The organism is Paenibacillus sophorae, assembly GCF_018966525.1.
GTDB classification, from domain to species: domain Bacteria; phylum Bacillota; class Bacilli; order Paenibacillales; family Paenibacillaceae; genus Paenibacillus_AQ; species Paenibacillus_AQ sophorae.
This window is the reverse complement of record NZ_CP076607.1, coordinates 3,455,942-3,475,306: the sequence shown is the minus strand read 5'-3', so window position 1 is coordinate 3,475,306 and position 19,365 is coordinate 3,455,942. Positions and strand designations below refer to the sequence as shown.

The window sequence follows — 19,365 nt, the reverse complement described above, 5'->3', positions numbered from 1 at the left end:
GACTTCCCGCCTCCCATCCCTTCCATTATTTCTACTGCGATTCCCGCTCAGTCTCCTCATGACGGTCAATCTTAAAAATACTGACAGATTTCTGCAATTCATCCGCCATTTGAGCTAAGGTTTGAGCGGTCGCCGCCATTTTTTCACTAGCTGCTGCCGCTACTTTCGTTGCCGCCGTGATACTCTCAACAGCATCCCATGCGCCAGCAGCCTGAACGGATTGCTCTTCGCTTGCAGCGGCGATGTTCGTCACCTTCGCTCCCGTTTCACTGACTATTTTTTGAATATCCCCAAAGGTCTCGGCAGTCCTATGGGAATAAGTCACGCTTTCCTCTACGGCAGCTACACTGAGCTTTATTTTTTCCTGAAGGCCCTTAATCATGCCGATGATCTCTTTCTCAGCCGAACTGCTGCTTTCCGCAAGCTTCCGAACCTCGTCGGCAACTACTGCAAAGCCTCTTCCCTGCTCTCCGGCTCGGGCGGCTTCGATAGCCGCACTAAGGGCAAGCAGGTTGGTCCGGTCGGCGATATCCTCAATCATTTCGACAATGCCGCCGATCACAAGCGAGTTTTTCTCAAGCTCCGCCATATGGACACGAACGTCATTCATGCTGTTCATCGAGATGTTGACTACTTCCGTACCCTTATCGATTATTCTGGCGCTTTGTTCGGAAAGCTCGGCAGCCTGTTTAGTATTCTGCGCTACCGAGTTAATGACATCGGTCAATTCTTTGAACAATACATTGATCTTGCCTTCAGACTCTGCCCGATTGCTATTGCTTCCGGCAATTTCCTTACTCGTAACAGAGATTTGCTTCGAAGCGGCCTCCAAGCTTTCAGCGTTGAGAAGAATACGGTCTACTACTTTTCGCACATTTAGGATCATCGTATCCACAGCGTTTGCTATTACTCCAACCTCGTCTGTTGTGCCAATGCCTGATGCGATTCCCAGTTCTCCCTCTGCAGCTTGCTTGGCAACGCTCCCTATTTTTCGAAGAGGTCTAGATATAATGCCGGAAACAAAAATACCCGTAACGATAGTTACAGCCAACGCCGCTGCAGTAATCCAATAAACAAGCTCCCGGCCTGAGGCAAACGCCTCTTTCCCTGCCTGCTCGGCCCTTTGTGCTTCGCCTGCGTTGATATCAATCAGCTTATCGAGCGCGGCTAAGGTGTCGTCTCTTCCTTGGGCATATACTCCGTTAGGATCATTAAGCAGTTGAATCAGCTGGTTGTTTTGATGGCTTGACGCCATTTGAATGATTTCATCAACAGACCGATTGTAGCTGTCCAGAGCCGTTTCCAAAACCGGCAATTGTTCCTGGGATTCCGCAGTAAGCTCTGTCCTCTTGAATTCCTCCAGTCTCTCGCTGGCAGCAGTCATGTCGTCTCTCAGTGATTTGATCGTTAATGAGCTCTCGCTTCCGCTATTCATATATAATTTACGTAATTCATTTCTCGATTGGTTGAACAAATCTTTAGTTTCCATGAGCGGCTTGATTGCCAGGAGATGATTCTGATACATGTCATTCAACCGGTTATTCATTTCCTCCTGCTGCTTAATACCGTTTAGACCTACGAACACTACCATAATGCCAAGAACGGAAAAAGCAAGCAGGAGCTTAACAGCGGTCTTAAAATTATAGAACCATTTCATATGATTTCCTCCCAGGCTAATCACTTTGTTGAATTATTTCTAACTCCCTAGTAGCCCTTCCAGCTTCAGTATGCCAATAAGCTGCTCGCCTCGGCTCGCAATTCCTTGAAACACTCCATGACTGCTTTCTTCATATGCCGCGCTCAACGGAGAATGAATCTCTTCATATGTCGTGATGTGATTGACTTTGTCTACAATTAATCCAATGAGCTCTTCATGACGGCATATAATGATTATTCGTGTTGTTTTGGTGAAAGACTCATCCGGCATCCCCAGCAGGTTCCTAAGACTCATTACCGGAACGATCCCGCCCCGAAGATTTATTACGCCTTTGACTGCGGGTTTGCTGAATGGAATCTCGGTTACGCCCTGCATTCTGATTATCTCGTGAATGTCTTTAATACGAAGTGCGCATGTTTCTGATCCAACTGAAAGCTCAATAAACTGCTCGCCCTGTAAAGTGTCTATGTCTTTTCCCTCCCTTTTAATCAAGACCTTTCTCAGACTGATCTCAAATTTTCAGCAATTCATATTGTTTTAGGGATGGCCTTCAGCCCTAAAATATGATTTAGCCGATGAATTTGTGAAGATCGTGAAGATCGCTTCCTCGAAATCTTGAAAACCGATTTATTAGCGGACACCTGCTGCCGAGTATGTGCGGCTGGGCTGCTAAATTGAAAAAGGCAAGCCGTCCATACAGACATCTGTCTGTAATCGGCTTGCCTTTGATAATATTTGGTATCAGTTGATCGCCTACTGACCAGCAGCCTTCGCTCTCCCTTTTAGTAGCAGCCAGAGTAAGGGCGGCCCGGCAATCGCTAGTAAAATCAGGCTCTGGCCGATATCCGCCCAATCAACGATGTTTGCGGCAAGATACCGGTAAAAAGTGTACGCTGAATAGGGAAGCGCGATGAGGACGGCGCTCCAGACGCCGGGCGTATACATTTTTAAATACAAGGCCTGAAAAGCATGCGTAAACGAGTGGATGAAGAACAAAGATAGGGCCGCCAGAAACGGCAAGTAGAAAGAGAAGAACACGGCGAGCACGGTTGAAGCAACGATGACGGTAAATACATAAAGCACATCTTGGGCAAATTGGCGGGTGTCACAGTTGAACGAAGCGGACAACGCCTTGCGGGCAAAGGGCGGCATTGCAGGGAGCACCTTGTCCCTATGTTTTACGGCCCATGCTTCAACCGTCAAGATTTCCTCGAAATCATGGAACATAAATAATACGGGAAACAGCCACAGCAGACTGGGCCAACCAATCGCCTCATTCAGGTGTTCTATCAAGCGAATCACTCCTTATCCTCGAAAAGGCAAGCCGTTATCGCAGACCTTGTCTGCAATACGGCTTGCCCTTATTCAAATTTCGTATTTATCAACTGGCGTTTCTTAGCTGTGTACCGCCCCGCTTACGCCCAGTTTCCTTGTCTGAATACCGGCTCGACCGTTCCGTCCGGCAGCTCGCCGTCAATATCCAGCTCCGCCGATCCAATCATAAAGTCCACATGCGTCAGGCTGATATTTGCCCCCTTCGCCAGCAACTCCTCCCGGCTGAGCTTCGTTCCTCCCTCGATATTGACGGGATAAGCGCTGCCGAGAGCGAAGTGGCAGGAGGCGTTCTCGTCGATGCCCGTATTGTAAAAAATCCGGTTCAGCCGCGATATCGGCGAATCATACGGTACAAGCGCCATCTCGCCCAGGTAGGATGCGCCTTCGTCCGTCTCCAGCAGCGAGGCCAGATGCTCGCGTCCGGTGGAAGCGTCAAATTCTGTTACCTTGCCTTCCTTGAACGTCAATTTAATGCCGTCCACAAGCCGTCCGTTCAGATTAAGAGGCATTGTACTGCTTACGGTTCCGTTCACTCCGGTGCGGTGCGGCATCGTGTACACTTCCTCCGTTGGCATATTCGCGACAAAATATACGCCTTGTTCATTCTCTCCGCCTGCGGCCCGCCATAAATGTCCTTCCGGCAGCTCGACGCGCAGATCGGTTCCCGGGGCGCGGTAATGCAGACTTTTGTAACGCTTGGCGTTCAGCTTCTCCTGGCTTTCTTTCAGATTGGCGATATGCTTCTGCCAAGCGGCGACGGGATCACCCTCCGCTTCAACCCGGTTCATCAGGAAGATCGCCTTCCACATGGCGTCTATGCGCTGTTCTTCCGGCAGATCAGCGAACACTTTGTCGGCCCAGGCCCGGGTCGGCGCCTTGACCAGCGACCAGCTGATCCGGCTGTTTCGGGTATAGGCCTGGTACTTCTGGCGGGCGACCGCCGCCGCTTTGACCGCTGCCGACACTTTGGCCGAATCAATGCCGCGCAGCAGCTCCGGATCGGGTACTTTGATATGCAGGATCGCGCCGCCCTCTTCAGCGAATTTCTCCAGCATATCCGCATGCCACTGCGGGTAATACCCAAAGGAGTCCTCCGGCGCTTTCTCGTAACGGATTCGGGACACCGCTTCATCGTCCCAATCCATGATGACGTATTTGGCGCCCGCTTCATAAGCCTTGGCTACAATCAGCCGGGTCAGCGCGGCGGTCTCCAGCGGAGCATGGACCATTAGTACTTGCCCGGGCTGAATGTTCACACCCACTTTGATAACCAAATTCGCGTATTTGTCCAACATCTGTTCAAATGAAGTCATACTTGCTCATCCTCCGATTGTTCTGTTTTGAACCGCAAAGTTTCTTAAAATCCGTTCAGCTCCAGCACGACCGGACAATGATCACTGCCCATGACCGCGCACTCAATCCGGGCATCGGCAATAGCAGGAGCCAGCCTTTCCGATACAAGAAAATAGTCAATCCGCCAGCCCACATTCCGCTCCCGCACCTTCGGCATGTAAGACCACCAGGAGTAGACGTCTTTTGTATCCGGATGCAGATGCCGGAACGAATCGATAAAGCCCGAGGCCAGAAGCTCGGTCATCTTCCCCCTCTCCTCAAGCGTAAAACCGGAGTTGCCGTTGTTAGACTTCGGATTCTTCAGATCGATTTCTTGATGCGCGACGTTAAGATCCCCGCATATCACAACAGGCTTTTGCTTGTCGAGGCGCTTCAGATGGGCGCGGAAACGGTCTTCCCATTCCAGCCGGTAGGCCAGCCGCGAAAGGTCGCGCCGGGCATTGGGGCTGTATGCGTTAACGAGATAGAAGCCCTCGTATTCCAGGGTGATGACTCTCCCCTCCGTCTCCTCCACGCCCTCAATGCCGATGGAGACAGAGAGAGGTTCTTTTTTGGTGAAAACGGCGGTTCCAGAGTACCCTTTCTTCACGGCATAATTCCAGTACTGTCTATATTTCTCCCCGTGATCCAGAGAAATTTGCCCTTCCTGAAGCTTCGTCTCCTGCAAGCAGAAGATATCCGCGTCTTCTTCCGCAAAATACTCATTAAATCCTTTGTTCACACAGGCTCTCAGCCCGTTGACATTCCATGATATCAGCTTCATGATTTCTTAAGCTCCTTAGTTTCTCATGCTTCTGCGGGCGGATCGGTGTGGATGTCCTCATCGGGACTTGTGAGCACCCAGCGGGTAAATGTAACCTGGAACCCCGATCTGGTGGGCGCGCATAGAAAAGGACCGGCCTGAACATCAGCCAGATAAGGAAAACGGGCAACCCTGACGGTTCGCCAAGCATCCCGATCCGCTCTCGCTCTGATGATTACGGCATCATTCAGCCGGGATGCACGAATGGTGATCTCTTGTCCAGCCCACTCAGGAACAGGGGACAAAGACCAGTCCGAGTATGTATCGGTGACAACGGCGCCAATATGGGGAACGCCATCGTTTATTTCAATCCCCGATTTGATCCACTGGGACGGGCTATGCCATAACATTAATCCCGCCTGATCGTATAATTCGGAGAAATGGTCCAGCTTAAAGCTGGCCTCAGCAGCATATTGCCTCTCCCATGAATGAAGCAGCGCATGGCCGCTGTCATGCTGAAAGCCATACATCGTTTGCTGCCAATAGTCGCTGTGCTCCGCGGCTTCAACAATCAGTCTTTCGCGGTCAACGCGGCTGGATACAGGCTGGTTCGTCCAGATTCCGTCCGGCCAGTTTATTGTTTGGATGGTCATCTTACATTCCCCCTGACCCTATTAAGAATAGCAGTTTTCCATTGTTACTTCCATTATCTGTGGAATGCTGGAGTATGGCAATCACACCCGCTCATGATACAATAATTGAACTATGCCAATAAGGAATACACCGAACTCTTCATGGAGAAAGGAACGAAAATCATGAACGAAGACCTTAAGCTGCTGGCCCGGGAACTGGAGGAATTGCGGGACCCGGACGCGGCGGCGGCTATGAGCGCGTATCAGCGGAATCAATTTCCTTTTTTGGGCGTCCGAACTCCCCTGCGAAGACAAGTTCTGAAATCCTTCCTGGCGGCGCATCAGCCGAAAAAGGAATGGATTCCTCTGCTGTGGGAAATGCCTGAGCGTGAGTATCAATACTGCGGGGTGGATATCGCGCAATCCCTGCGAAAAAAGCTGGAACCCGCCGACCTCCCTATGATCGAAACCTGCATTACTCGGCACTCATGGTGGGATACCGTCGATCTGCTTGCCGCGAGCGTCGCAGGGTTCCTGCTGCGCAAATACCCCGAGCTGCAGCCGGAATATGGCGAGAAATGGCTCTATTCAGACAATATGTGGCTCAACCGCACGGCAATCCTGTTTCAGCTTCATTATAAGGAAGCGACGGACGAGAGGCTGCTGTACAACTATATCCGCGAGCATGCGTCGTCCAATGAATTTTTCATTCAGAAAGCGATCGGCTGGGCTTTGAGGGAATATTCCAAGAGTAATCCGGCGTCAGTCGCGGCGTTTATCGAGCAAGAGGAACTGAAGCCGCTGAGCCGGCGTGAAGGCCTGAAATGGCTGATGAGAGCCGAAAAAACAAAGTAGAGCCCTCCCGGGAGGGAGAGCTCATCATGAACCGCAGAACGGTTAGGACGTGAGTATCAGTTATTCATAAATGTATACACTCGAACCAAGGACATCTGTCTTCACCCCGAATATCTTTTGCAGCGAGTCCACTTCGATCCATGCTGTGCCCTGCTTGACCATCGTCTCGCTAGCTTTGACCGGAATGTGCTTGCCGCTGTGAACGACATGGATTTGCTTCTTGGCGCTGTCCCATGTCACTTCCGATCCAAGGCTTTCCAGAGCACCCCGCAGCGGAACCAGCGCTTCACCGTTCACATATTGTCCGAGAAGCCCAACCACTTCTTTGCCATCCGCATACACCTGCAGCTTGTCCGAGAAGGTCACGCCGCTCTCGATTTCTTTGATCACTTCAATGACGAACTCGGAGCAGTAATCAGCCGACTTCGGATCGAAATCCTCTGCATACAATTCGGAATTCGACAAGATCCGGATACCCAGAAAAGGAACATTGAACGTTTTGGCTACCTCGGCAACCGACGCGGTCTCCATCTCTTCCGCACTTGTGCCCAAAGTATCATGCAGTTCCTTAATGCGGTCGAGTTCTCTGTTCCATGCATCCGAGGTGCCAATTACTCCAGAGACCACTTTACCATGTTGATACCGGTCCGCTACGCTCATTGCCGTCTTATATAGTTCAGGGTCCGGCTCGACCGGCTCCGTAAGCACCTTCCAGTTTCCGGTATCAACTCCCGCCCCGGCGTCCCGATGTGCAGATTGGAACCAGCCGTAATTAATGCTTTTCGCGCCAACCACGATGTCGAACTTATGGAGTGCCGGGTCGTGGCCGCCCGCCGTTCCCTGATTGATGATCGCTTTCGGATGATATTTCTCGATTAAGAGCGTGGTCGAAGCGGAGGCGTTAACCATACCGATATTTGTTTGGGAGACGACAACCGGAACGCCCGCGATTTTGCCGGAATAAAAATGATATGAACCGAATGTTTCCGTCTTATAATCACCCATTTGCTTCAGGAAGTAAGCGACTTCCATGTCCATCGCGCCTTGAACGGCGATTGGCCGAACCTCTTGACTGCTCGCGGCCTGGACTTGCAGAGGCATAAGGATCAAAAGGAACGCGGTACTCCATAACAACCATTTTTTCATCTGCGATCACCTCATAGAGTTATATTTTCAACATCTAGAAGATAATCGCACGTCAGCTTTAGCGTCAATTACATAACATGCTTTATGTCAAGCCGCACAAAAAAACAGGTATATTTTGTTATTCAATCTAAACTTTGTTGTAAACTTATGGATTATTATTGTTTTCGTGTAATTTTTATTCACGCAATAATGCGCAAAAGTTAACACGTCTGATTAGCACAGGCCGCGTTCATTCCGGCTTTTTATAGAGCATGAATGACCAGCTCCAATTCCTCCAAAGGCTGATTCATAACTACGGTCAGTTCTCTGGCAGCTCTATCGAAATGCCATCCCTCGGCGAGCGCCTCCAGTTCTTCACTTTCCAACGCTTCTGTCCCGAAATCCAGATGGCACCCGGCAAACCGGAGATGCTTGAACGTTACGGTCCATCTCTTCCAGCCCTCGGCGTAGCCGTGACTAGCGGGATGAATGCGGAATTTGACGGTTCCATCCGCCCCTTCCACCGTCAACCGGTACAGATTGTAGGAGTTTTCCTTAAATGCATAAGTCGTTCCATCGTCATCGTACAGATCAAAGGCGCCTGCGCCATTCTCCGGTGTATAAATATCCAGCAGCAGCTCCTGCGACCGAAGAAATTCTGTCGATGCGGCAGATGCGATACGGGGGATCATTGCTCCTTCTTTGACGTACAACGGCAGAGTATCCAAAGGAGCATGGGCCATAAGGTGGCTGCCCCCTACCCTTCTTTCACCCGTCCAGTAGTCGAACCAGTTTCCTTCAGGCAGATAGACGACACGGTGATACGTATCGGGGCGATAAACGGGAGCAACCAGCATCTGATCTCCCACCAGGAATTGATCGCACAGATTCGCTGTATTGGGGTCGTCCGGGTATTCCAGCAGCAGCGGCCGGATGACCGGCATCCCCGTTTCGGCAGCTTCCCGGAATACGGAATACAGCAGCGGCATCAAGGAGTAGCGCAGGCTGATGTAATCCCGGCAAATATTCTCCACATCAGTTCCGAAGGACCAAGGCTCCTGGCGAACGGTGTCAATCATGCTGTGATTCCGGCAAAAAGGGAACAGCGCTCCCATCTGAGTCCATCTCGCCAGCAGTTCTCCCGTCGTATGGTGACCGAACCCGCCTATATCGGGGCCCGCGAAGGCTACGCCCGACAGCCCCAAATTGAGCACCATCGGTATGGCGAGCGCCATATGCTCCCAATAGCTGCGGTTGTCGCCCGTCCAGACGGCCGCATAACGCTGGATTCCGGCGTAGCCGGCGCGCGACAGCACGAATGGCCGGCGACCGTCCAGATTATTAGCCATTCCTTCCGCGGTCGCTTTGGACATCATCATGCCGTAGAGATTGTGAATCTCTCTATGCGTGACCGGATGGCCATTGTTGCCTTGAAGCGTATCCGGCTCGATCGTCTTGCATTCGTTGAAGACCGAAGGCTCGTTCATGTCGTTCCAAATGCCCTCGATCCCCATCTCCGTAAAGAAACGATGGAGACTCCCCCACCATTCGCCGACCTTCGCTTCCGAGAAGTCGGGGAATGCGCTTTGACCCGGCCAGACCGGACCGATAAATAGAGTGCCGTCCGGCTTCATACAGAAGAAACCCGAATCCGCCCCTTCTTGATAGACGTGGTAGTCCGGATCGAGCTTGACCCCCGGATCAACGATGGGCACAATTCGGATGCCAAGGCTTTTCAATTCCGCAATCATCGCTTTCGGATTGGGGAACCGGACCAGATCAAACGTAAAGACACGGTATTCGTCCATATAATGAATGTCCAGGTGGATGACATCGCACGGAATTTCTTTCTCACGAAAAGTGCGGGCCAGCTCCAATACTTCCTCCTGATCCATGTAGCTGTAGCGGGATTGGTGATATCCAATGGACCACCTTGGCGGCAGTTGAATCCGCCCGGTAAGGGCGGTGTAGCGACCTACCACATCCTTGATTTGCGGTCCGGCGATAAAGTAATAATCCACCCCGCCCGTTTCCGTATGGATCGTGAACGCCTGCTTAGAGCCTCGCATGTCGAATACCGATCTCCCCGGATTATCCAGAAAGATCCCATAGGTATTCCCCGGCTCGCCCACGATTAAGAAAGGAATCGACTGGTACAGCGCTTCAATTTCCGGCACATGCGGGGAAAAGTTATCGGAGTTCCACATTTCGTAGCGCTCTCCCCGTTTGTCCAGAAAGCCTGTCTTCTCGCCCAGTCCGTAATAATGGGTATTCTCCGTTGCCTGGAACAGAGCAGCAGCAGCCATCTCCTCGTTCCAGGCGAGCAGTGGATTATGAGCCAGGATCTGCCTTGACTCATTCAGGAACCGGATACTGCTGTCTTGTTTGGCGACTTCAACCGTTATGCCGTCCATTTCAATTATATAGGCGGATTCGGTGTCCCGTACTTGCAGTTCCGCTTCTTTCCCGCCGGGATTCTCCTCATACCCGATAACCGCCTCCGTGGTGCGCATATGAATCGGGTCGCCAGAATCGGCGCCGGCGAACAGCTTGATCCGGATGATTCCTGTACGAACCCTGCCGACAGCGAGTTTGCCTTTTTCAGAAGTAAAAAGTACAAGCCCGCCTTCCACAGTAACGGCCTGAACGCGTCCGAGCGTCTGCGTGAACGCGGCTGCGTAATCGGCCTGTATTTTATCGGGACTGATCTGTTCGCTGGTTAACATGTCTTGATCCTCCTGAACGTTAGTTGAACGTTAATATCCTTGAAATTCACTTCATGGTTAAAATTACATTTGGAGCATGTACTCATCCTTTATCGGCCCCAGCCGTTAATCCTTCTACCAGAAAGCGCTGCATCAGGATGAACAAGATGGTAACCGGAACGGCGGCCAATACGCAGCCTGCGGCAAACATCGTAAATTCATTCGAGAACCGGTCGCCGATCATGTCGAACAGACCGACCGCAAGAGTCTTCTTATCCGGCGAACGCAGGACCAGCTTGGCGAAGATAAAGTCGGTGAAGGCCCCGGTGAAAGTCATAAGCGCGGTGTACACAATCAGCGGGGTCGACAGCGGAAGCACGATTCGAAAGAAAATCGGCATATGTCCGGCTCCGTCAATCCGCGCGGCTTCAACAAGACTTCGGGGAATCGTGTCGAAATAGCTTTTGGCGAACAGAAAATACAGCGGCGCTCCCGCCGCATACACGATGACGACGGCGGTGTGCGTGTTCAGCAGATTCATTTGATTGAGCAGAATATAGATCGCGATCATGCTCATAAATCCGGGAAACAATCCGAGCACCAGCAGGATGCTCATCAGATTTTTGCGTCCGGAAAAACGGAATACCGAGAAGGTGTAACCGGTGAGCAGGGTAAGAATCGTCCCGAGAATCATGCTGGAGACCGCAATTTTCAGCGTATTCATGTACCAGACGCCGAACGGATGCTTGGCGAACAATTCGGTATAATGGCTGAAAGTGTATGAGGTCGGCAGGATCGTATCGCTGAACAACGCGTCTCCGGTACGAAAAGAAGACATCAACACCCACAGGGCCGGATAGGCGCAGAAGGCTGTAAGAAGAATAAGCGCGATATAGCTGAATGACAGCCGGATCGTCGTTCTCGCTTTGTTTCCGGGTCTCATGAAGCATCCTCCTCCTTGAACGCTTTGGTGCGGCGGACATTCCATATGGCGAATACGGAGAGCACGATAAAGATGAAAATCCCGATTACCGACGCATAGTTGTATTTCCCCTGCTCCATGGACAGCTTGAACAGCCAGGTGATCAGGATATCGGTATGCCCGGCGAACTGGAAGTCACCGTTAAGCGGCTTGCCGTTCGTCAGCAGATATACAATATTGAAGTTATTGATATTAGCTACGAATTGCATAATAATCAGCGGCGCCATCGAATACATCACCATCGGAAAAGTGATCAGCCGCGTCTTCTGGGAGCCGCTCGCACCGTCGATATCCGCCGCTTCATACATATCCTTCGGTATGGTGGACAGGATTCCGATAATCATCAGCATGGAGACCGGGAAGCTCAGCCAGAAATTAACTATGATTAGCGTGATTTTTGCCCAGAGCGGATCGGACAGCCAGGGAGCCTTGGCGATCCCGAGCATCCCCAAATATTGGTTGACAGGTCCAAATTGGCCGTTAAAGATGTTGCGCATGATCAAGGTGGAGACGAACATCGGGATGGCAAAGGGCAGGATGAAAGCCGTCCGCCAGAAAGATTTGAACCGGATTCCCTTGGACTGAACAAGCAGCGCCGCCGCGAATCCGCCGAAATAGCCCGTGATTGTCGCAAAAAACGCCCAGATAAACGTCCATAGCGTCACACTGTAAAAGGTATGGCTCCATGCCTTGATGCGCAAAAGCTCCTTGAATGCCTGAAGTCCCTCCCAGTTGATCAGATGGGCAGGCGGCATGGTGTCTCGGGTAAAGTCGGTAAAAGCTACCAAGATCATAAAGATGATCGGCATCACCGTAAAGAACACGACACCAAGCATCGGAATCGCCAGCACGATATGCGGGAAGCGGTATGCCGCCACAAAGCTAAGCGTCTGCTTGAACGTATTGGGCCTAACGCCTTCTTCCCGCAGCTTGCCAGTCCGGTAAGCATCCTTAATGCCGGCTATATAGAGCCAAACCATCACAAGCATGATAAACACCGTGATCAAGCCCTCGATCATCAGAAAAATCGAATGGTCGCCCATGACCTGCTTATACAATCTTCCGACTTTCTGCAGGTGGGTCTCCGTTTCGCCAAGCGTGGCGAGCGCCCAAAGCGCATGGGGAAGACTCGTCACTGCGGTATATATTCCGTACACATAAAAGGCCAGCATGAGGAACCCTTTGGCATACTGCCGGTTATAGATCTGGCCCAGTCCCATCGCGATAACCGATAGCAGGACGGCCTTTTTTCTGAACTTCTTGGAATGTTCGGGATACTTTCGTTCAATCGCCAGCTGCTGCATCTCCTTTCAACTCCCATCTAAGTTAGGGGGATCACCCGGATAGCCCCGAATGACCCCCTTTTTTCATTTATCTCCGACTACTTCGTCCCAATGCTTGTCTTCATGCCTTCCGCGGCTTTGTCAAGCGTCGCCTTGACGTCCGCGCCGTTCCAGATCTCATCAAACGCAGGGCCCATATAGTTCCAGAAAAATTCCATTTCCGTCCGGTTCGACATCATCCGGCTGTGTTCCATCTGTTTGAAGAAGCCCTGCATGATAGCATCCTTGCGGATATTCGGATCATTATCGATGCCCTCTGCCGCCGGAATGATACCGGTCATTTGGTTGTCTTTAATCTGCATCTCTTTGGATGTGATGAAATTGGCGAACATCTTGGCTGCATTCGGATATTTGGAGTACGAGCTTACATAATAGGAAGTGTTGCCCGCAAGCACGATGGTGTCGCCGCCTCCCGGCATGGCCGGCAGGGGAAGAACTTCCACTTGGAACGGTAGTTTGCCGTAATTGCCGATGTTCCAGCTGCCGTCCATATTGATCGCAAGCTTGCCGTCTTCCCATAGTCCCGTCTTGACGTCCCGGGTAGCATCGGACAATTTAAGCGGCATTATCTCTCTTAGCTTTTGGAAGAACTCCATGCCTTTTATCGAGCCTTCATTGTTGACCCCGATATCATGCGGATCGGTCTCCTCGCTGCCGAACACATAGCCGCCGTAGCCGGTCATAAACGCAACATCATAGAAGGCATTGCTTCCTTCGAACATAAATCCGTATTTATTATTCTTCACGTCATTAAATTTCTTGGAGAAAGCGATGATATCATCCCAGGTTTCCAGCTTGGCGTCTTTTACGAGATCTTTGTTGACATACAGGGAGTACGTATACACATTCCGCGGATATCCGTACAGAATTCCGTCGATTGTGGAGGCATCCACAGCCATTTTCCGGTTGATGCTTCTCGTCTCTTCTTCATAATAGTCGTTGGGCAAAATAACGCCCGCTTTGACGGCTCCACCCAGCCCGTCATTATTGATACCGAGCACATCCGCCCCCGTACCGGCCGGACCGTCCGTCGTCAAACGGGCCACACTATCCCAGTAGGCCACATCTTCAACCGTTACCTTGATGCCATATTTCTTCTCGAACTCCGCAGCCGCATAATCGGTAAAATCATCCTTGATCGTCCAGAAAGTCAGCGCCGCGCCCGGTTCCGGCGTTAATTCTTCCGTCCCTTCCGCTGCCGCTTCCTCCCCGCTGTTACCGGTTGTATTGGCTGTATTGGTTGTAGTTTCCGCCCCGGAACCGGTCTTGCCGCCGCACGCCGCGAGCATTACCATCAACATCATACATAGTACGAGAACTCCCAATTTCTTAGTCATCGCTTATCTCTCCCTCGGATTGTAAAATGGATATGAAAGGTCAGTTATTCAGCACCCGGCAGCTTTCTCTTTCAATGATCTCATGAGGAAGAATTTTAGCTTCCCGAATATAATTATCTTTTTCACGAATCTGTTTGAGCAGCATCTGCGCCGACCCAGCACCAAGATCGTAGACCGGTTGGCGGATCGTTGTGAGCGCTGGCCGGTAGGCTCCGGCAATCGGGATATCGTCAAAGCCCATAATGGACACATCCTCCGGAACGCTGACTCCGCTGTCTTCCGCCGCCCGGATCGCCCCGATCGCAACCATGTCGCTGACACAGCAGACCGCCGTAGGCTGATCCTCCTGCGCGAACAGCTCCATCCCGCTCTTGTAGCCTGACTCAATGTTATAGTCTCTAGCAAAAAGCCATTTTGTCTGGAACTCAATCCCGTAATCGGCCAAAGCCTGCTTATACCCGTCAAACCGCCGGATCGTCTGGTAGTACTCCATCGGTCCGCAGAAAAAGGCGATGCTGCGGTGACCCAGTCCGATCAGGTACTTGGTGGCATCATAGCTGGCTTGGTAATCATCAATATTAATGCATGGGAACCGGCTGTCCTTGTCTGTATGACTCGAAAAGATAACGGGAATATCATGATTGTTAAAGAAATCGATTTGCTCCGGCTTTGGAGCGGAGGTTAACAACACAACACCATCTACATACTTTTCGCGAAGCAGATTCAGATAGTGGAGTTCAACCTTCGTATCACTGTTCGTATTGCAGAGCAGCGCCGTATACCCTTGCTGGAAGAGTTCTTTTTCAATGCCGCGTACGAACATTGAGATAAATGTATTGGCGATATCCGGGATAAGAACGCCGATCAGCATACTCTCCTTCATAATCAACGTTCGGGCCACAGGATTCGGATTGTATCCGAGCTCGTCCACCACTTTCATGACTTTTTCACGCACTTCAGGACTGACAGGCTTGCTCCGGTTCAGCACCCGCGATACCGTGGCAATCGAAACATCGGCCAGTCTGGCCACATCCTTGATTGTAAATGACATGCTTTCACCCCCCCTTGTCATAATCAGGAAAACCTTTTCCTCGTTCTCAAAAAAAAGAGAGAACCTTTGATGAACTTCTGCTTAGTAAATCCGGCGGAACGAGTTTAACCCAACCAGGAAAACCTTTTCCCGAAAACGAAAACAACCTTTTTGAATTTTACTTCTTCGTTGCAGCTGTTATTAGCGATAATAATACTATCGAGCATAAAAGAATGTCAATATAAATGACACACTTTAATTAAAATTTTAAGTTAATTCAGAAAAAACCTCTGCATCACAACTGATTTGTTATCTTTTATAACATATATTGATAGGGAGATAATGCACGCAAACTAGCCAGCGGGAATGGAAGATACGGCATCGGCGCCTCCGATTTAATTCGGAAAACAGGCTGAAAATAGTGTATACTAATACATATATTTGTATATTATTTCATTGTTCAGACTCACCCATCTTGTATAAAAGGACGTGATCACCCTGAATTTTCTGGATATTGAGGAGTGGAAGCCGGAACAGATCCAAGATATTTTTGGCTTGACCGACCGGCTTTGTCAGAACCGCGAACAGCCCCTGCTGCAAGGAAAAACGTTCATTTTATTTTTTCCCGAATCCAGTCTTCGCACTCGGGTAAGCTTTGAGAAAGGCATCCGCGATCTGCGGGGTGAGTATATTTGCATGTCCCCAGAAGCTCTGAATAAGAGAGAAGATCTCGCTGATGTCATGGGCTATATGGAGAATTGGGCAGACGCGGCCGTAGTCCGGCATCCGGAACTCCATAAACTTCGGGAACTGTCGCGGTGTGCTTCGATCCCTGTCATCAATGCCATGACTTCGGAGAACCATCCGTGCGAAATCATGTCCGACCTCTATGCAATTAGCAGACGGAGACCGGATTACAAAGACCTGGTCTATACCTTTGTGGGTCCGGCGGGCAACATCAGCCGAACATGGATGAGCATGGCGAAGACGATGAATTTAAACTTCCACCATGTCTGCTCCGAGGGCAATGCGCTTGGGCCGGAAACCGCCAATTATTCGTTTCATACCGAACTTGACGGGATTTTGCCGGACAGCGACATCCTGCTGACCGATTCTTTGCCGGAGGAATACCGTACTGCTGAATACATAGGGAAGTACCAGCTAAATTTACAGCGGATGCAGACGGCCAAGCCCGGTGCACTGCTCAATCCGTGTCCGCCCTTTTTCAGAGGGGAAGAAGTCACAGCGGATGCCATCAACTCGGATTATTTTGTCGGATATGAATTTAAAAAATGTCTACTGTATGTCCAGCAGGCCATAATGCTGTATTGCCTTTATCACTCTGGGCATACGGCTTCTTGACGCTGCCAAAAAGCGCCGGTCCTCTTAGCAAGGCTCGGCGCTTGTTCCGCTTTACGGCGATGACTGCGATCAAATTATAATAAAGATCATACAGCTCTTTGCGCGCCTGTACGCCGGGACTGTCGAATACGACGCCATATCCCTCGCGAAAGGCTTCCGAATTTTCAAACTTATTCAAACTTATTTCAGCAGGTACATTCTTGCCTCATAAGGACGCAGCGTACCGACGGAAGCTTCATCACTATAGTTGGAGATCAGCAGTTCCTTTTCTCCAGCCAATTCTTCGGGGAGTTCGAATGAAACGGTATTTCCATAAAAATTGCACAGCACGAGCAGCGTGGTATCACCCAGCGAGCGGGTATAACCGAACAAGTCCTTATCTTCAGGAAATAGCAGCTTGTAGTCTCCGTATACGATTACGTTATGTTCCTTACGCAGCCGAATCAGCTTCTTATAGTAATGAAATATGGAGTCCGGATTGTCCAATTCGGCTGCCGCATTGATCTCCGTGTAATTCGGATTGACCCGAATCCAAGGCTGGTCCGCTGTAAATCCCGCATGTTCGGAAGCATCCCACTGCATCGGCGTACGCGCATTGTCGCGGCCTTTGGTGTAAATCGACTCCATGATATCTTCGTGGTCGTATCCGCCTTCTATCCGCTCTTTGTACAGGTTCAGCAGCTCGATGTCCCGGAAATCTTCAATAGGATAGCGCACATTCGTCATGCCCAGCTCTTCACCCTGATAGATATAAGGGGTGCCCTGCATGCCATGAAGAAGGGTGGCCAGCATTTTGGCCGACTCCACACGGTATTCTCCGTCATTCCCCCAGCGGGAGACGATACGCGGCAGATCGTGGTTGTTCCAGAAGAGGCTGTTCCAGGCTTCGCCCTTCAGTTCCGTCTGCCATTTGGACAGCACCTGCTTTAATTTCAAGAAATCCAGCGGCGCAAGATCCCACTTCCCTTTCCCTTCCTGCTCATCCAGCATGATATGCTCAAACTGGAACACCATGGAAAATTCACTGCCGTCCGGATTGCTGAACAGCTTGGCGATCTCTGGAGTAGCGCCCCAGGTTTCGCCTACCGTCAGCAGATCTCCCTTTTGAAAAGTTTCCCTGCTGAGCTCTTGAATATACTTATGAAGATTCGGACCGTTGGCGGTAATTTTCCGGTCGGGCTCTTTGGCGATCAGGTCGATTACATCAAGCCGGAAACCGCCCACTCCCTTGTCCATCCACCAGTTGATCATGTCGTAAATCTCCTGCCGGACCTTGGGATTATCCCAGTTGAGATCCGGCTGCTTCACGGCAAACTGATGCAAATAATACTGTCCCAGCTCCGGAACCCATTCCCACGCGGACCCGCCGAAGCAGCCCCGCAAATCATTAGGCGGCGTTCCTTCCACCCCGTCTCTCCAGACGTAGTAATCATGATACGGATTGGCCTTGCTCTTTTTCGCCTCCAGAAACCACGGATGCTCATCGGACGAATGATTCAGCACTAAGTCCATGACAATTCGGATGTTTCGTTTCTTGGACTCGTTAATAAGCGTCTCCATGTCCTTAAGCGAACCGAACATCGGATCGATATCCTGATAGTCGGATATATCGTAGCCATTGTCATCCTGGGGCGATTTGCATACCGGGGAAAGCCAGATGGCCCCGATTCCAAGCTCCGCCAAATAATCCAGTCTGGAGATAATTCCTTTCAGGTCCCCGATTCCGTCTCCGTTCGTATCCTGAAAACTGCGGGGATAGATTTGATAGACTACCGTTTCTTTCCACCATTTATTATTTCCCACTGTAATCCTCCTTACTACCTGAAACTCTCGAAATAGAAAGCACACCGGTACCAAATCTGCTTTGGCCCCGGTGTGCTCGAATACGCCTCCGGCTAAATCAGTCCTGTCAGGATCAAATCCTTACAGCCACCACATTTCGCCGAGCTGCTCTTGAATCAGCACCTGATTCAGATTGTCGACTGCTTTGGAGAAACCTTCGTTGATCGACATCAGCCCGTCTTCATGCTCAATGCTGACGACGTAATCATATCCAACCAGGCGAAGCGCGCTGACAATATCCGCCCAAGTCTTCAGATCATGGCCGAAGCCGACGGTGCGGAACTGCCAGGCGCGGTCCAGCATGTTGTCATAGGTCTGCATATCAGTTAGACCGTACTTGTTCACATTGACTGGATCAATGACCGTATCCTTGGCATGGAAGTGATGAATCGCTCCGGCACGGCCTAGGATATGAATAGCCTGTACGGGGTCGATACCCTGCCACCACATATGGCTCGGGTCCAGATTCGCGCCGATCACTTCGCCCGCCGCTTCTCTCAGGCGGAGCAGAGTTGCAGGTGTATGGACCGAGAAGCCGCCGTGCAGCTCAAGGCCGACTTTGACGCCATGCTCCGCCGCAAAAGCCCCCGTCTCCGTCCAGTATGGAATGATTTTATTCTCCCACTGCCATTTCAGCACTTCCTGAAAATCATTCGGCCAAGGTGCAACCGGCCAGTTCGGATATTTCGCATCCTCATGGTCTCCGGGGCAGCCGGAGAACGTATTGACAACCGGAACTCCCAGCTTCTCTGCCAGCTTCACCGAGTTCAAGAAATCCTCGTGATCCTTATGCGCCAGCGCTTTTTGCGGATGCAGCGGGTTGCCGTGGCAGCTGAGCGCGCTGATGATAAGCCCTCTCGACTCCACCGCATGCTTGAATTCCTTAAGTGCCCGCTCGTCTTCAAGCAGCAGCTTCGGATCGCAGTGTCTTTTTCCGGGATTGCCTCCCGTGCCGATCTCCACCGCTTTAACTCCTTTTTCCGCCACATAGTCCAGTGCATCCTCCAGCTTGCGGCCCCCGAACAGTACCAAAAATACGCCAAGTTTCATGGATTGTGTTTCCCC

Annotated in this window: 16 protein-coding genes; 2 read left to right on the top strand and 14 right to left on the bottom strand. The window is 50.9% G+C overall.

What is annotated here, in order from left to right; genetic code table 11:
- Nucleotides 1–31 precede the first annotated feature (31 nt).
- The 6 genes from KP014_RS16410 to KP014_RS16385 all read right to left on the bottom strand — a co-directional run bounded on the left by KP014_RS16410 (nt 32) and on the right by KP014_RS16385 (nt 5,740).
- Nucleotides 32–1,657 carry a methyl-accepting chemotaxis protein gene (locus tag KP014_RS16410; RefSeq protein ID WP_036600650.1) on the bottom strand — a complete coding sequence of 542 codons (1,626 nt, stop codon included), beginning with the start codon at nt 1,655–1,657 and terminating at the stop codon, nt 32–34.
- A 39-nt stretch (nt 1,658–1,696) separates the two neighbouring features.
- On the bottom strand, nt 1,697–2,149 hold the full coding sequence (locus KP014_RS16405; protein ID WP_246590517.1) for a chemotaxis protein CheW: 453 nt from the start codon (nt 2,147–2,149) through the stop codon (nt 1,697–1,699).
- 261 nt (nt 2,150–2,410) lie between these two features.
- Complete coding sequence (locus KP014_RS16400; RefSeq protein ID WP_036600649.1) at nt 2,411–2,959, bottom strand: HXXEE domain-containing protein; 549 nt, start codon at nt 2,957–2,959, stop codon at nt 2,411–2,413.
- 113 nt (nt 2,960–3,072) lie between these two features.
- Nucleotides 3,073–4,305: an aminopeptidase gene (locus tag KP014_RS16395; RefSeq protein ID WP_090833935.1), complete on the bottom strand. Its 1,233-nt coding sequence runs from the start codon at nt 4,303–4,305 to the stop codon at nt 3,073–3,075.
- A 44-nt stretch (nt 4,306–4,349) separates the two neighbouring features.
- Complete coding sequence (locus KP014_RS16390; protein ID WP_036592910.1) at nt 4,350–5,108, bottom strand: exodeoxyribonuclease III; 759 nt, start codon at nt 5,106–5,108, stop codon at nt 4,350–4,352.
- Between the two features lie 23 nt (nt 5,109–5,131).
- Nucleotides 5,132–5,740: a DUF1349 domain-containing protein gene (locus tag KP014_RS16385; RefSeq protein ID WP_036592909.1), complete on the bottom strand. Its 609-nt coding sequence runs from the start codon at nt 5,738–5,740 to the stop codon at nt 5,132–5,134.
- A gap of 162 nt (nt 5,741–5,902) precedes the next feature.
- Here KP014_RS16385 and KP014_RS16380 point away from each other — a divergent pair, with 162 nt between their 5' ends.
- Nucleotides 5,903–6,574, top strand: coding sequence for a DNA alkylation repair protein (locus KP014_RS16380; protein ID WP_036592915.1), 672 nt, complete (start codon nt 5,903–5,905; stop codon nt 6,572–6,574).
- 60 nt (nt 6,575–6,634) lie between these two features.
- Here the strand turns inward: KP014_RS16380 and mtnN are convergent, their stop codons facing one another.
- From mtnN to KP014_RS16350, 6 genes are all read right to left on the bottom strand, one after another.
- The gene (gene mtnN / locus KP014_RS16375; protein ID WP_246590515.1) at nt 6,635–7,675 is read right to left on the bottom strand and encodes a 5'-methylthioadenosine/S-adenosylhomocysteine nucleosidase; all 1,041 of its coding nucleotides are present in this window, start codon (nt 7,673–7,675) and stop codon (nt 6,635–6,637) included.
- 287 nt (nt 7,676–7,962) lie between these two features.
- A complete protein-coding gene (locus tag KP014_RS16370; protein ID WP_036592907.1) occupies nt 7,963–10,425 on the bottom strand; it encodes a glycoside hydrolase family 31 protein in 2,463 nt (820 codons plus the stop codon).
- A gap of 82 nt (nt 10,426–10,507) precedes the next feature.
- The gene (locus tag KP014_RS16365; protein WP_036592906.1) at nt 10,508–11,347 is read right to left on the bottom strand and encodes a sugar ABC transporter permease; all 840 of its coding nucleotides are present in this window, start codon (nt 11,345–11,347) and stop codon (nt 10,508–10,510) included.
- Nucleotides 11,344–12,690: a sugar ABC transporter permease gene (locus tag KP014_RS16360; protein WP_051499754.1), complete on the bottom strand. Its 1,347-nt coding sequence runs from the start codon at nt 12,688–12,690 to the stop codon at nt 11,344–11,346. Before KP014_RS16360 ends, KP014_RS16365 begins: the two co-directional genes overlap by 4 nt.
- A 77-nt stretch (nt 12,691–12,767) precedes the next feature.
- Nucleotides 12,768–14,066 (bottom strand): sugar ABC transporter substrate-binding protein, encoded by a 1,299-nt coding sequence (locus KP014_RS16355; RefSeq protein ID WP_090833934.1) that lies wholly within the window; start codon nt 14,064–14,066, stop codon nt 12,768–12,770.
- A 40-nt stretch (nt 14,067–14,106) separates the two neighbouring features.
- Nucleotides 14,107–15,117: a LacI family DNA-binding transcriptional regulator gene (locus KP014_RS16350; protein ID WP_036602293.1), complete on the bottom strand. Its 1,011-nt coding sequence runs from the start codon at nt 15,115–15,117 to the stop codon at nt 14,107–14,109.
- A gap of 468 nt (nt 15,118–15,585) precedes the next feature.
- Between KP014_RS16350 and KP014_RS16345 the strand changes: the two genes are divergently transcribed.
- On the top strand, nt 15,586–16,458 hold the full coding sequence (locus tag KP014_RS16345; RefSeq protein ID WP_246590514.1) for an ornithine carbamoyltransferase: 873 nt from the start codon (nt 15,586–15,588) through the stop codon (nt 16,456–16,458).
- A 180-nt stretch (nt 16,459–16,638) separates the two neighbouring features.
- Here the strand turns inward: KP014_RS16345 and KP014_RS16340 are convergent, their stop codons facing one another.
- Both KP014_RS16340 and KP014_RS16335 read right to left on the bottom strand, forming a co-directional pair.
- Nucleotides 16,639–18,261, bottom strand: coding sequence for a glycoside hydrolase family 13 protein (locus tag KP014_RS16340; protein WP_175491812.1), 1,623 nt, complete (start codon nt 18,259–18,261; stop codon nt 16,639–16,641).
- 120 nt (nt 18,262–18,381) lie between these two features.
- Nucleotides 18,382–19,350 (bottom strand): sugar phosphate isomerase/epimerase family protein, encoded by a 969-nt coding sequence (locus tag KP014_RS16335; protein WP_090833932.1) that lies wholly within the window; start codon nt 19,348–19,350, stop codon nt 18,382–18,384.
- Nucleotides 19,351–19,365: the final 15 nt, after the last annotated feature.

Excerpts from the sequence above, each read along its gene's own strand:
- KP014_RS16355 (WP_090833934.1), bottom strand. The coding sequence starts at position 14,066 with ATGACTAAGAAATTGGGAGTTCTCGTACTATGTATGATGTTGATGGTA.
- KP014_RS16380 (WP_036592915.1), top strand. The coding sequence starts at position 5,903 with ATGAACGAAGACCTTAAGCTGCTGGCCCGGGAACTGGAGGAATTGCGG.
- KP014_RS16350 (WP_036602293.1), bottom strand. The coding sequence starts at position 15,117 with ATGTCATTTACAATCAAGGATGTGGCCAGACTGGCCGATGTTTCGATT.
- KP014_RS16365 (WP_036592906.1), bottom strand. The coding sequence starts at position 11,347 with ATGAGACCCGGAAACAAAGCGAGAACGACGATCCGGCTGTCATTCAGC.
- KP014_RS16385 (WP_036592909.1), bottom strand. The coding sequence starts at position 5,740 with ATGACCATCCAAACAATAAACTGGCCGGACGGAATCTGGACGAACCAG.
- KP014_RS16370 (WP_036592907.1), bottom strand. The coding sequence starts at position 10,425 with ATGTTAACCAGCGAACAGATCAGTCCCGATAAAATACAGGCCGATTAC.
- KP014_RS16395 (WP_090833935.1), bottom strand. The coding sequence starts at position 4,305 with ATGACTTCATTTGAACAGATGTTGGACAAATACGCGAATTTGGTTATC.
- KP014_RS16360 (WP_051499754.1), bottom strand. The coding sequence starts at position 12,690 with ATGCAGCAGCTGGCGATTGAACGAAAGTATCCCGAACATTCCAAGAAG.
- mtnN (WP_246590515.1), bottom strand. The coding sequence starts at position 7,675 with ATGCCTCTGCAAGTCCAGGCCGCGAGCAGTCAAGAGGTTCGGCCAATC.
- KP014_RS16390 (WP_036592910.1), bottom strand. The coding sequence starts at position 5,108 with ATGAAGCTGATATCATGGAATGTCAACGGGCTGAGAGCCTGTGTGAAC.
- KP014_RS16335 (WP_090833932.1), bottom strand. The coding sequence starts at position 19,350 with ATGAAACTTGGCGTATTTTTGGTACTGTTCGGGGGCCGCAAGCTGGAG.
- KP014_RS16410 (WP_036600650.1), bottom strand. The coding sequence starts at position 1,657 with ATGAAATGGTTCTATAATTTTAAGACCGCTGTTAAGCTCCTGCTTGCT.